We start from the raw sequence: 12,479 nt of genomic DNA on the forward strand, positions 1-12,479 counted from the left end.
CGAGCACTGGGCAAACCGGCTGAACAGCGGACGGACGCGCACCGTACGGGAACACGGCGGATTCGACACCCCCTGGATCCGCCGTAACACCGGGCTTCGTACGGAAGGACCTTCGGGTGCCTGTCTTCACGCGCTTCCGCCGACCGCCGGACACGGACGCCCCGGCCGGTGACCCGTCGGTGAGCGAGCAGACCGCGGACGTGGTGACCGAGGCCGCCCCGAAGGCCGAGTCGGAACCGGCGCCCGCCGACCGTCCCTCCCTCAGGTCCCGGCTGGACCACTGGCGTTCGTGGCGCGCCCGGTACCCCTCCGCCGCCCGGGCGGTCTACTGGACGACCACCGCCGTCGCCGCCCTCCTCGTCTTCGTCGCCCTGCTGCTGCCGCCGGCCGTGGGTGCCCTCCAGTACAACCGGTTCACCCGGTTGCCGGGAGAGGCGATCGTGCTGGCGGCCGTCCTGCTCGCGCTGCCGCGCCGCCCGCGGATCGCGGTGGCCGTGCTGACCGGGGTGGTCCTCGGGGCGCTGACCGTGCTGAACGTGCTGGACATGGGGTTCGGCGAGTATCTCGGGCGGGGCTTCAACGTGGTGCTCGACTGGGGGCTGCTGGACGACGCCCAGGCGTACGTCGAGGACTCGATGGGCAGGGCGACGGCCGTCGGCGCGGCGGTCGGCGCGGTCGTCCTGGTCGTGCTGGTGTTCGTCGTCATGGCGCTGTCGACGGTCCGGCTGAGCAACCTGCTGGTCCGTGACACCCGGGCCTCCACCCGGGCCACGCTGATCGCGGGCACCGTCTGGATCACCTGCGCCGGCCTGGGCCTTCAGGTCGAGGGCATGCCGATCGCCTCCGACCGGGCGGGTGGGGCACTGAAGACCCAGGCGAAGCGGGTGCGGGACACCCTGCGGGACGAGGCGGCGTTCGCGAAGGAGGCCAAGGCCGACACCTTCGGTGCCACGCCCGGCAGCCAGTTGCTGCCCGACCTGCGCGGCAAGGACGTCATCTTCACCTTCATCGAGAGCTACGGCCGCAGCGCGATCGAGGACCCGGCGATCTCACCGGGCGTGAACCGCACCCTGGACACGAGCAACGCGGCCCTGGAGAAGGCCGGTTTCCACGCCAGGAGCGGCTGGCTGACCTCGGCGACGTACGGCGGCAGCAGCTGGCTCGGCCACTCCACCACCATGTCGGGTCTGTGGATCGACAACCAGCAGCGCTACCGCACGGTCATGAACGGCGACCACCTCAGCCTCACCAAGGCCTTCCAGAAGACCGGCGCCTGGGACACCGTCGGCATCATGCCCGGGGTGCAGAAGGCCTGGCCGGAGGGCCGCTTCTACGGCCTCGACAGGATCTACAACGCCTTCCAACTGGGCTACCGGGGACCTAAGTTCAGCTGGTCGACGATGCCGGACCAGTACGCGCTGGAGGCCTTCCAGCGGCAGGTGCACGGCAAGAAGCGCGACCGGCCGCTGATGTCGGAGATCATCCTGACCTCCAGCCACCAGCCCTGGGCACCGATCCCGAAGATGGTCGGCTGGGACGAGATCGGCGACGGCTCGGTCTACGGGCCGATCGCCAAGGCCGGCGTCGACCCCTCGGAGGTCCTCACCGACTCCGGCCGCTCCAAGCAGGAGTACGGCAAGTCCGTGCAGTACTCCGTCACCAGCCTCACCCAGTGGCTGGAGCGCTACGGCACCGACGACACCGTCCTCGTCTTCCTCGGCGACCACCAGCCCATCGCCCGGGTCAGCGGCACCGGCGCCAGCCGGGACGTGCCGGTGTCGATCGTCGCCAGGGACCCCGAGGTCCTCGACAAGATCGCCTCCTGGCACTGGTCGGACGGCATCAGGCCCGCCTCCGACGCGCCGGTGTGGAAGATGAGTTCCTTCCGGGACCGCTTCCTGACGGCGTACGGCTCGACACCGCACCCGTCCAAGGACTGAGCTCCGCTGCCGGGTTCAGCCCCCGGACGTGTCCAGTTCCGCGTCCTCGCTGATCCCGGCGCAGTCGTAGGGGTCCTTCAGCCAGCCGTCCGGCAGCACCACCCGGTTGTTGCCGGACGTACGGCCGCGGGGCCCGTCGGCGCCGGCCGGCCAGGGCTGGTCGAGGTCCAACTCGTCCAGGCCGGCACGGAGTTCGGCCAGCGAGGAGGTGATCGCGAGCCGCTTGCGCATCTCCGAGCCGACCGCGAAGCCCTTCAGGTACCAGGCGACGTGCTTGCGGAAGTCGATGACCCCGCGCGCCTCGTCGCCGATCCACTCGCCGAGCAGTGTGGCGTGGCGGACCATGACGTCGGCGACCTCGCCGAGCGAGGGACGCGCGATGGCTTCCGTACGGCCCTCGAAGGCGGCCACCAGGTCCGCGAACAGCCACGGCCGACCCAGGCAGCCACGGCCCACGACGACCCCGTCGCAGCCCGTCTCCCGCACCATCCGCAGCGCGTCCTCGGCGGACCAGATGTCGCCGTTGCCGAGCACCGGGATCTCCGGGACGTGCTCCTTCAGCCGGGCGATGGCGTCCCAGTCGGCGGTGCCGCCGTAGTGCTGGGAGGCGGTGCGGCCGTGCAGGGCGATCGCGGTGACGCCCTCCTCGACGGCGATACGGCCCGCGTCGAGGTAGGTGATGTGGTCGTCGTCGATGCCCTTGCGCATCTTCATGGTGACGGGCAGGTCACCGGCGCCGCTGACGGCCTCCCGCAGGATGGCCCGCAGCAGGTTGCGCTTGTACGGGAGCGCGGACCCGCCGCCCTTCCTGGTCACCTTGGGGACCGGGCAGCCGAAGTTCAGGTCGATGTGGTCGGCGAGGCCCTCCTCCGCGATCATCCGGACGGCCTTGCCGACGGTCGCGGGGTCGACGCCGTACAGCTGGATCGAGCGCGGCTTCTCGGTCGCGTCGAAGTGGATCAGCTGCATGGTCTTCTCGTTGCGCTCGACCAGCGCCCGGGTCGTGATCATCTCGCTCACGAACAGGCCCTTGCCGCCGCTGAACTCTCGGCACAGGGTGCGGAAGGGCGCGTTGGTGATCCCGGCCATGGGGGCCAGGACGACGGGCGGCTGGACGGTGTGCGGGCCGATCTGCAGGGGCGCGGCGGGCGTGGACATTCCCCCATTGTCACGCACACCGCGGGGTACTCGGCACAGGAATCGTGTAGTGGTCATTAGTTAGACGCACTATCGACATCGGCGTTACGATGAACCTCATGCCCGAGCTCAGCCATCGCCGACGCATGCTCGTCCTCGCGATCTGCTGTATGAGCCTGCTGATCGTGAGCCTCGACAACACCGCCCTGAACGTCGCCCTGCCCTCGATGCAGCGGGAGCTGCACGCGAGCACGTCGGGCCTGCAGTGGACGATCGACGCCTACACCCTGGTGCTCGCCTCGCTGCTGATGCTCGCCGGCTCCACGGCCGACCGGATCGGCCGCAAGCGGGTGTTCATGGCGGGCCTGGTCGTCTTCACCGTCGGCTCCGCCCTGTGTTCCATGGCCCCCGACCTGGACATGCTGGTCGCCTTCCGCATGGTCCAGGCGGTGGGCGGCTCGATGCTCAACCCGGTCGCCATGTCGATCATCACCAACACGTTCACGGATCCGCGCGAGCGGGCGCGGGCCATCGGCGCGTGGGGTGCCGTGGTCGGCATCTCCATGGCCGCCGGACCGCTGGTCGGCGGTCTGCTCGTGGAGTCGGTCGGCTGGCGGTCGATCTTCTGGGTCAACCTGCCGGTGGGACTGACCGCGCTCGTGCTCACCCTGCGGTACGTCCCCGAGTCCCGTGCCCCCAAGCCCCGGCGGCCCGATCCGGTCGGCCAGGTGCTGGTGATCACGCTGTTCGGGTCCCTGACGTACGCGATCATCGAGGCTCCGGGCGCCGGGTTCGCCGCGGTCGCGCCGTTCGCCGTGCTGGCCCTCGCGGCGCTGGCGGGACTGCTCCGGTACGAGCCCCGGCGCGCGGAACCCCTCATCGACCTGCGGTTCTTCCGGTCGGCTCCGTTCAGCGGGGCGACGGTCATCGCGATCAGCTCGTTCGCCGCGCTGGGCGGGTTCCTGTTCCTGTCGACGCTGTACCTGCAGAACGTGCGTGGCCTCGACGCCCTGCACGCGGGACTGTGGATGCTGCCGATGGCCGTGCCGACGTTTCTGTGCGCGCCGCTGTCGGGGCGGCTGGTCGGCACGCTCGGGCCACGGATCCCGTTGCTGATCGCTGGTGCGGCGATGACCGCGAGCGGAGTGCTGTTCGCCGCGTTCGAGGCCGAGACGTCGAACGTCACGCTGTTCGCCGGGTACGTGCTGTTCGGGGTCGGGTTCGGCTTCGTCAACGCGCCGATCACCAACACCGCGGTCTCGGGGATGCCGCGGGCCCAGGCGGGAGTCGCCTCCGCCGTCGCCTCCACGAGCCGGCAGCTCGGGCAGACACTGGGTGTCGCCGTGCTCGGCGCGGTGCTCGCCGCGGGGGTCGGGTCGTCGTCGTACCAGGACGCCTTCGTCTCGGCCGCCGCGCCGGGCTGGTGGATCCTCGCCGGGTGCGGTTTCGCCGTGCTGGTGGTGGGCGCGGTGAGCAGCGGCGCCTGGGCCCGACGCACCGCCGCGCGAACGGCCGAGCGCCTGGAGTCCCCGGAGGTCCGCGAGGCGGCGGGAGCCGACACGTAGCTCCCGCCGGGCGCGGGCTCGCGGCGGCCGGTCGGCACTCCCCCGCGCGACAGGCCGCCGGCTCAGAACACGGCTTGGCCAACTCGCTGTGAAGGATCCCCGTTGATGTTGGTCTTGCTGCACACTCCTTGCTGCGTCAACAGTCCTCTCGTCAACAGACCCACGGGGCCCTGCCTTTGGAGGCAGCATGCTGGAGATCAACACGAGCAAGGTGAGCCGCTGGGACCAGCACGGACGTGAGCACGTCGTCCGGGTACGGCGTGCGGGAGTGCAGCGCACGATCCGGTGCGACACGTGCGGCTGGCGCCAGAGCGCGCAGTTCCTGCCGTGGCTGAAGGCGGAGGAGCACCTGGCGGAGGCCCACCAGGCGACGGTGGACCCGGCGGGGGCGTGACGGACACGGCCGCGGCCCTGGGCCCCCGCCCTGCTTCTCCTCCTCGCCCTTCTCCTCCGCGCCCCTCCCCTCTTCGCCCCCCCTACTCGTCCAGCTCGGTGAAGAGCGTCAGCTGGAGTGACCCCGGGGCCTCCAACCGGGAGTTCAGCGAGTTCCAGGGGGTCCGGGTCGGCTCGGCGAGGACCTCCGCTCCGGCGGCGGCCAGCTTCACGGTGGTGGCGGCGGAGTCGTCGACCTGGAACGCGACCCGGATGTGACCGGCCACGCGCTGCCCGACCTCGACCTCGTCGATGAAGTCGGCGTGAGGGGGGTCCGTCAGTTCCAGGGTGGCCCGGCCGGCCTCCAGGATGGTGACCCGGCCGCCCGCGGAGGCGAACGCGGCGCGTTCGGGCAGCCCGAGGACGTCTCGGTAGAAGTGCAGCGCCTCGTCGTAGTCGGCGGCCGTGACCACCAGGCGGAGTTCACGGACGGCTGGTTCGTCTGACATGTCGGCTCCTACGGGTTCCGAGCCCTCGCGGCGAGAGCTTCCACCGCGTTGAACTCTCCCTCAACACCGCACGGCAAAACGCCGGACGAGCTGATCACCTCAGCCCGTCCGGCGTCCGTCAGACCCGGTCGGCAGACCTCAGCAGCCGATCAGGCGGCTCGCCAGGTACCCCTCGATCTGGTCCAGCGACACCCGCTCCTGCTTCATCGAGTCGCGCTCGCGGACGGTCACCGCGTTGTCGTCCAGGGTGTCGAAGTCGACGGTCACGCAGAACGGCGTGCCGATCTCGTCCTGGCGACGGTAGCGGCGGCCGATGGCGCCGGCGTCGTCGAAGTCGATGTTCCAGTTCTGCCGCAGCGCCTGGGCGAGGCCCTTGGCCTTCGGGGACAGCTCCGGGTTGCGGGAGAGGGGGAGCACCGCGACCTTCACCGGGGACAGGCGCGGGTCGAGACGCAGCACCGTGCGCTTCTCCAGCTTGCCCTTGGCGTTGGGGGCCTCGTCCTCGATGTAGGCGTCGAGCAGGAACGCCAGCATCGCGCGGCCGACACCGGCCGCGGGCTCGATGACGTACGGCGTCCAGCGCTCGCCGGCCTCCTGGTCGAAGTAGGAGAGGTCCTGGCCGGAGGCCTTGGAGTGGGCGCCGAGGTCGTAGTCGGTGCGGTTGGCGACGCCCTCGAGCTCGCCCCACTCGTTGCCGCCGAACTGGAAGCGGTACTCGATGTCAGCCGTGCGCTTGGAGTAGTGGGAGAGCTTCTCCTTCGGGTGCTCGAACCACCGCATGTTCTCCTCGCGCATGCCCAGGCCGGTGTACCAGTTCCAGCGCTGCTCCATCCAGTACTCCTGCCACGTCTCGTCCTCGCCCGGCTTGACGAAGAACTCCATCTCCATCTGCTCGAACTCGCGGGTGCGGAAGATGAAGTTGCCGGGCGTGATCTCGTTGCGGAAGGACTTGCCCATCTGCGCGATGCCGAACGGCGGCTTGCGACGCGAAGTGGTCTGCACCTGGGCGAAGTTGGTGAAGATGCCCTGCGCGGTCTCGGGGCGGAGGTACGCGATGGAACCGGAGTCCTGCGTCGGGCCGAGATGCGTCGACAGCAGGCCCGAGAACTGCTTGGGCTCGGTGAACTGGCCCTTGTTGCCGCAGTTGGGGCAGTTCACGTCCGCCAGGCCGTTCTCCGGAAGGCGGTTGTGCTTGGCCTCGTAGGCCTCTTCCAGGTGGTCCGCGCGGAACCGCTTGTGACAGGAGGTGCACTCGGTGAGCGGGTCCGTGAAGGTGGCGACGTGGCCGGAGGCCTGCCAGACCTCGGGGGCCAGGATCACGGACGAGTCGATACCGACGACGTCCTCGCGCGACGTCACCATGTAGCGCCACCACTGGCGCTTGAGGTTCTCCTTGAGCTCGACACCCAGCGGCCCGTAGTCCCAGGCGGCGCGCTGACCGCCGTAGATCTCACTGCAGGGGAATACGAAGCCACGGCGCTTGCTCAGGCTGACGATGGTGTCGATCTTGTCGGCGGCCACGGTGCTCTCTTCATTACGACGACGGGCGACGAAGCGAGATGCTTCAGAGCATTGCTTCAGAGCGAATGCTTCAGGTTACCGGCGAGGACTCCCCTCCGATCAAATCGGTCCGGCTCCCGGGCTCTCACCGCCCTCTTACGCTGGTTTGTTGACAATCATTTCCAGATTTGTTGAAAATGACTGTCATGAACGTACGACGTCGCCTCATACCCACGGTCGCCACGGCCGCGGCCACCGCCCTCGGGCTGGCCACCCTCTCCGCCTGCTCGGGCGAGAGCGCCGCAGCCGGCAACACGGACAAGTTCGACGTCGTCGCGTCGTTCTACCCGATGCAGTACCTCGCGCAGCAGATCGGCGGGGACCACGTCAACATCACCAACCTGACCAAGCCCGGCCAGGAGCCACACGACCTGGAGATCAGCGCCAAGCAGACCGCGCAGCTCCAGGAGTCCGACGCGGTGCTCTACCTGAAGAACCTCCAGCCCGCCGTCGACGACGCGGTGGCCCAGTCCGACGTCAAGACGAAGATCGACGCCGCCTCCCTCACCACGATGGAGAAGCACGGCAACGAGGTCGGCGGCCACGCGGCCGAGCACGACGACCACGAGAACGAGGAGCTGGCCGGTCTCGACCCCCACATCTGGCTGGACCCGGTGCGTTACGCCCAGGTCGCCGAGGGTGTCGGCAAGGCCTTCGAGAAGGCCGACCCGGACAACGCGGCCGACTACAAGAAGAACACCGCCGCCCTGGTCAAGAAGCTCGGCGCCCTCGACACCCAGTACAAGGAAGGCCTGGCGAACACCAAGACCAAGGTCTTCATCACCACGCACGCCGCCTTCGGCTACCTCGCCGAGCGCTACGGCCTGACCGAGGAGGCCATCAACGGCCTCGACCCCGAGTCCGAGCCCAGCGCCTCGCGGGTGAAGGACCTTGAGAAGATGGCGAAGGCCGACGGCGTCACCACGGTGTTCTACGAGACGCTCGTCAGCGACAAGACCGCGAAGACCATCGCCGCCGACTCCCACCTCAAGACGGACGTCCTCGACCCCATCGAGGGCATCACCGCCAAGTCCAAGGGCGACGACTACTTCCAGGTCATGGAGTCCAACCTGAAGGCGCTCCAGACCGCCCTCGGCACCAAGTGATCCTTACGGAGGACCTCGTGAGCGAGCCCGTCATCTCCCTGCGCGGCGTCCGCGCCGAGCTGGGCTCGCGCCCCGTCCTGCGCGGTATCGACCTCACCGTGAACAGCGGTGAGGTCGTCGCGCTGCTCGGGGCCAACGGTTCGGGCAAGTCGACCGCGATCCGCACCATCATCGGCCAGGTCCCGGTCAGCGACGGCGAGATCGAGCTGTTCGGCGCCCCGCGCCGCCGCTTCCGCGACTGGGCGCGGGTGGGGTACGTCCCGCAGCGCACCACGGCCGCGGGCGGCGTCCCGGCGACGGTCACCGAGATCGTCTCCTCCGGCCGTCTGTCCCGCGCCCGCTTCGGCGTGCTGCGCAAGGCCGACCACGAGGCCGTCCGCCGTGCCCTGGAGCTGGTGGGCATGGCCGACCGCGCGAAGGACTCCGTCAACGCCCTCTCCGGCGGTCAGCACCAGCGGGTGCTGATCGCCCGCGCGCTCGCCGCCGAACCCGAACTCCTGATCATGGACGAGCCGATGGCGGGCGTCGACCTGGCCAGCCAGGAGGTGCTGGCGCACACGCTCAGGCAACAGGTCGCCGCCGGTACGACGGTGCTGCTGGTGCTGCACGAACTGGGCCCCCTGGAGCCCCTGATCGACCGGGCGGTCGTCCTGCGCGACGGCTGCGTCCAGCACGACGGCCCGCCGCCGAAGGCCGTCGGCCAGCACGCGCTGCCCGGCCACGACCACGTACACCCGCACGCGGCTCATGACGCCGAACCGATCCGGACGGGACTGCTGAGCTGATGGACCTCCTGAACTACGCCTTCATGCAGCGGGCGCTGCTCGCCGCCGTCCTGGTCGGCATCACCGCCCCCGCCGTCGGCATCTACCTCGTCCAGCGCCGCCAGGCCCTGATGGGCGACGGCATCGGCCATGTCGCGATGACCGGCGTCGGCCTGGGCTTCCTGCTGTCCTGGTCTCCGGTGTGGATGGCGACGCTGGTCTCCGTGATCGGCGCGGTCGCGATGGAGCTGATCCGCTGGTACGGCAAGACCCGCGGCGACATCGCCCTGGCGATGCTCTTCTACGGCGGCATGGCCGGCGGTGTGATGTTCATCAACCTCGCGCCGACGGGCTCGAACGCGAACCTGATGTCGTACCTCTTCGGTTCGCTCTCCACCGTCAGCGAGTCCGACGTCACGGCGATCTGTGCGCTGGCCGCGTTCGTGGTGCTCGTCACCCTCGGTCTGCGCCGCCAGTTGTTCGCGGTCAGCCAGGACGAGGAGTTCGCGCGGGTCACGGGCCTGCCGGTGCGCGCGCTGAACCTGCTGACCGCGGTCACCGCGGCGGTCACGGTGACGGTCGCGATGCGGGTGGTCGGCCTGCTGCTGGTGTCGGCGCTGATGGTGGTGCCGGTGGCGGCGGCGCAGCAGCTCAGCCGCAGTTTCGCGGCCACGTTCGCGATCGCCGTGGCCATCGGCGTCACGGTGACCATCGGCGGCACCGTGACCTCGTACTACCAGGACGTCCCGCCCGGCGCGACGATCGTGCTGCTGACCATCGCGGCCTTCGTCGCCCTGACCGTGCTGGCGGCCCCGCTGGCCCGGCGGCGCGCGCGGGCCACGGCGGCCGCGCACCCTGCCGGGGACCCGGCGGAGTGTGTGATTCCGGCCAGCCGGGAAGCGGACGGGAAGGTCGGCGTCTGACCGCTGACAGGCCGGGCTGGCACAATGGCCCGGCAGGTGCAGACGTGAGGAGGCAACCGGTGACGACCGCAGGACCGCCCGTGAAGGGCCGTGCCACCCGGCAGCGGGCCGCCGTGGCGGCGGCCCTCGACGAGGTCGACGAGTTCCGCAGCGCGCAGGATCTCCACGACATGCTCAAACACAAGGGCGACTCGGTCGGGCTGACCACGGTCTACCGCACTCTCCAGTCCCTCGCCGACGCCGGTGAGGTCGACGTCCTGCGCACGTCGGACGGTGAGTCCGTCTACCGCCGTTGTTCCACCGGCGATCACCACCACCATCTCGTCTGCCGCGTCTGCGGCAAGGCCGTCGAGGTCGAGGGCCCGGCGGTGGAGAAGTGGGCGGAGGCGATCGCGTCGGAGCACGGCTTCGTGAACGTGGCGCACACGGTGGAGATCTTCGGCACGTGCGAGGAGTGCGCGGCGAAGATGTGACACGGGACACGCGCAGGGGCGCCCCGGTCTCGTACCGGGGCGCCCCTGCGCGTGTGTCCGGGCTCTGTCTCTAGTCCTCCTGCCTGCCCTCCATGGCCAGCAGCTCCTCGTTCGGGATCGCTCCGCCGAAGCGGCGGTCGCGCGAGGCGAACTCCACGCAGGCCCGCCACAGGTCTCGGCGGTCGAAGTCGGGCCACAGGACGTTCTGGAAGACCATCTCGGCGTAGGCGCTCTGCCAGAGCAGGTAGTTGGAGGTGCGCTGCTCGCCGCTGGGGCGCAGGAACAGGTCGACGTCCGGCATGTCCGGGTAGTACAGGTACTTCTGGATCGTCTTCTCGGTGACCTTCGACGGGTCGAGCCGGCCCGCCTTCACGTCCTCCGCCATGGCCTGCATCGCGTCCGCGAGCTCGGCCCGGCCGCCGTAGTTCATGCAGAAGTACAGCGTCAGCCTGTCGTTGTCCTTGGTCTGCTCCTGGGCGACCTGGAGCTCCTTGGCGACGGACTTCCACAGCCGGGGCATCCGGCCCACCCAGCGCACCCGGATCCCGAGCTCGTCGAGCTGGTCGCGGGTCTTGCGGATGAAGTCGCGGTTGAAGTTCATCAGGAAGCGCACCTCGTCGGGCGACCGCTTCCAGTTCTCGGTGGAGAAGGCGTACAGGGAGATGTTCTTCACGCCCATCTCGATCGAGCCCTGCAGCACGTCCAGCACCCGCTCGGCGCCGACCTTGTGGCCCTCGGTGCGCGGCAGGCCCCGGTCCTTGGCCCAGCGGCCGTTGCCGTCCATGACGATCGCCACATGGGTGGGCACCAGCTCGCCGGGGAGTTTCGGCGGGCGGGCTCCGGACGGGTGGGGCTCCGGCGTCTTGTACTCGCGGCGCTGACGCCCCAGGATCCCGCGTACGGCCATGGCGCTTCTCGTCTCCTCGTGCTGGTTGCTAGGACTTCTCGACGTATCGAAGGGAGCGCAGCCCGCGCTCCATATGCCAGTGCAGGTAGGCGGACACCAGCCCGCTCCCCTCCCGGACATGCCGCGGCTCGCTCGCGTCCGCGGTCTCCCAGTCTCCCGTAAGCAGCGCGCCCAGGAGTTCCAGGGTCTGCGGCGACGGTACGACACTCCCCGGCACCCGGCAGTCGACGCAGACCGAGCCGCCGGCCGCCACCGAGAAGAACCGGTTCGGCCCGGGCATGCCGCACCTCGCGCAGTCGGTGAAGGTGGGCGCGTAGCCGTTGACGGCGAGGGAGCGCAGCAGGAACGCGTCGAGGATCAGATGCGGCGCGTGCTCGCCCCGGGCCAGCGTGCGCAGCGCACCGACGAGCAGCAGGTACTGCTGCACCGCCGGCTCGCCCTCGTGGTCGGTGAACCGCTCGGCGGTCTCCAGCATCGCCGTCCCGGCGGTGTAGCGGGCGTAGTCCGAGACGATCCCGCCCCCGTACGGCGCGATGGTCTCGCTCTGCGTGCACAGCGGCAGCCCGCGCCCGATCAGCTCGCTGCCGCGTGCGAAGAACTGCACGTCGACGTGGGAGAAGGGCTCCAGCCGGGCCCCGAACTTCGACTTCGTCCGCCGTACACCGCGCGCTACGGCCCGTACCCGGCCGTGACCGCGGGTGAGCAGCGTGATGATCCGGTCCGCCTCACCCAGCTTCTGGGTGCGCAGCACGACGCCGTCGTCACGGAACAGACTCATGGAGCCCATTCTCGCCTACGTTCAAGGCACCTCACCGCGACTGCGGGCATTGGCGTACGCGGTCATCGCGCTCAGCCGCTCGGCCGGGGTGGCGTGCCTCACGACACCCGGGTCGGCGTCCCACTCGCGGCCCCCGCCGTACGGTCTCAGTTGCACGTACGGCCCCTCGTGCCCCATGACGATCCCCACCCTCCCACTGCGGGTGTCCACGACGTACGCCCCCACCGGCGGGGTCATCGCAGCGCCGCCGCGAGTCGCCGCGCGGTCTCCACGGAACACCGCCCCAATTCCACGAGCGGACAGGGCGTCTCTCGCGAAAGACTCAGCGGATCGAGCCCTAGTGACGGCAGTGTAATTCCCGCGATAAGGAGCGCCTCGCGCAATTCCTTCACCGATTCCTCCGCCTCTTCGACGCAGCGCGCCGAGTGCCGTGACTCCACCGTGC

Annotated in this window: 14 protein-coding genes; 7 read left to right on the plus strand and 7 right to left on the minus strand. The window is 69.8% G+C overall.

Translation table 11 applies throughout. The annotated features are described in order from the left end of the window. Nucleotides 1-116 precede the first annotated feature (116 nt). Complete coding sequence (locus AQJ84_RS12195) at nucleotides 117-1,940, plus strand: alkaline phosphatase family protein (protein WP_053190567.1); 1,824 nt, start codon at nucleotides 117-119, stop codon at nucleotides 1,938-1,940. Between the two features lie 15 nt (nucleotides 1,941-1,955). Here AQJ84_RS12195 and dusB read toward each other — a convergent pair whose 3' ends face one another. Further along, a complete protein-coding gene (gene dusB / locus AQJ84_RS12200) occupies nucleotides 1,956-3,098 on the minus strand; it encodes a tRNA dihydrouridine synthase DusB (protein WP_030043065.1) in 1,143 nt (380 codons plus the stop codon). A 98-nt stretch (nucleotides 3,099-3,196) separates the two neighbouring features. Here dusB and AQJ84_RS12205 point away from each other — a divergent pair, with 98 nt between their 5' ends. Beyond that, on the plus strand, nucleotides 3,197-4,642 hold the full coding sequence (locus AQJ84_RS12205) for an MFS transporter (RefSeq protein WP_053190599.1): 1,446 nt from the start codon (nucleotides 3,197-3,199) through the stop codon (nucleotides 4,640-4,642). Between the two features lie 187 nt (nucleotides 4,643-4,829). Continuing rightward, nucleotides 4,830-5,036 carry a hypothetical protein gene (locus tag AQJ84_RS12210; protein ID WP_030043061.1) on the plus strand — a complete coding sequence of 69 codons (207 nt, stop codon included), beginning with the start codon at nucleotides 4,830-4,832 and terminating at the stop codon, nucleotides 5,034-5,036. Between the two features lie 82 nt (nucleotides 5,037-5,118). Here the strand turns inward: AQJ84_RS12210 and AQJ84_RS12215 are convergent, their stop codons facing one another. Continuing rightward, entirely contained in the window at nucleotides 5,119-5,523 is a 405-nt protein-coding gene (locus tag AQJ84_RS12215) for a VOC family protein (protein WP_030043060.1), read from the minus strand. 138 nt (nucleotides 5,524-5,661) lie between these two features. After that, nucleotides 5,662-7,044, minus strand: coding sequence for a glycine--tRNA ligase (locus AQJ84_RS12220; RefSeq protein ID WP_053190565.1), 1,383 nt, complete (start codon nucleotides 7,042-7,044; stop codon nucleotides 5,662-5,664). Nucleotides 7,045-7,229: 185 nt separating this feature from the next. Here AQJ84_RS12220 and AQJ84_RS12225 point away from each other — a divergent pair, with 185 nt between their 5' ends. Genes AQJ84_RS12225 through AQJ84_RS12240 form a run of 4 tightly spaced genes read left to right on the plus strand, consistent with a single transcriptional unit; the run spans nucleotide 7,230 to nucleotide 10,349 of the window. Beyond that, nucleotides 7,230-8,189 carry a metal ABC transporter substrate-binding protein gene (locus AQJ84_RS12225; RefSeq protein ID WP_030043058.1) on the plus strand — a complete coding sequence of 320 codons (960 nt, stop codon included), beginning with the start codon at nucleotides 7,230-7,232 and terminating at the stop codon, nucleotides 8,187-8,189. A 17-nt stretch (nucleotides 8,190-8,206) separates the two neighbouring features. Beyond that, complete coding sequence (locus AQJ84_RS12230; RefSeq protein ID WP_053190597.1) at nucleotides 8,207-8,974, plus strand: metal ABC transporter ATP-binding protein; 768 nt, start codon at nucleotides 8,207-8,209, stop codon at nucleotides 8,972-8,974. Next, nucleotides 8,974-9,876 carry a metal ABC transporter permease gene (locus AQJ84_RS12235; RefSeq protein ID WP_030043057.1) on the plus strand — a complete coding sequence of 301 codons (903 nt, stop codon included), beginning with the start codon at nucleotides 8,974-8,976 and terminating at the stop codon, nucleotides 9,874-9,876. Before AQJ84_RS12230 ends, AQJ84_RS12235 begins: the two co-directional genes overlap by 1 nt. Before the next feature lie 59 nt (nucleotides 9,877-9,935). Next, the gene (locus AQJ84_RS12240) at nucleotides 9,936-10,349 is read left to right on the plus strand and encodes a Fur family transcriptional regulator (RefSeq protein WP_030043056.1); all 414 of its coding nucleotides are present in this window, start codon (nucleotides 9,936-9,938) and stop codon (nucleotides 10,347-10,349) included. A gap of 70 nt (nucleotides 10,350-10,419) precedes the next feature. On the opposite strand, the gene AQJ84_RS12245 is transcribed toward AQJ84_RS12240, so the two are convergent. From AQJ84_RS12245 to AQJ84_RS44085, 4 genes are read right to left on the minus strand one after another with little or no spacing between them, the layout of a single operon-like run. After that, nucleotides 10,420-11,256, minus strand: a complete 837-nt coding sequence (locus AQJ84_RS12245; RefSeq protein ID WP_030043054.1) for an isoprenyl transferase — start codon at nucleotides 11,254-11,256, stop codon at nucleotides 10,420-10,422. A 28-nt stretch (nucleotides 11,257-11,284) separates the two neighbouring features. Beyond that, nucleotides 11,285-12,034, minus strand: a complete 750-nt coding sequence (recO, locus tag AQJ84_RS12250) for a DNA repair protein RecO (protein ID WP_030043053.1) — start codon at nucleotides 12,032-12,034, stop codon at nucleotides 11,285-11,287. Between the two features lie 21 nt (nucleotides 12,035-12,055). Then, a complete protein-coding gene (locus AQJ84_RS12255; protein ID WP_030043052.1) occupies nucleotides 12,056-12,271 on the minus strand; it encodes a hypothetical protein in 216 nt (71 codons plus the stop codon). Then, nucleotides 12,268-12,474 (minus strand): hypothetical protein, encoded by a 207-nt coding sequence (locus tag AQJ84_RS44085; protein WP_078632238.1) that lies wholly within the window; start codon nucleotides 12,472-12,474, stop codon nucleotides 12,268-12,270. The genes AQJ84_RS12255 and AQJ84_RS44085 overlap by 4 nt, the downstream gene beginning before the upstream one ends. Between the last annotated feature and the right edge of the window lie 5 nt (nucleotides 12,475-12,479).

Origin of the sequence: Streptomyces resistomycificus, from assembly GCF_001514265.1 — a bacterium.
GTDB classification, from domain to species: domain Bacteria; phylum Actinomycetota; class Actinomycetes; order Streptomycetales; family Streptomycetaceae; genus Streptomyces; species Streptomyces resistomycificus.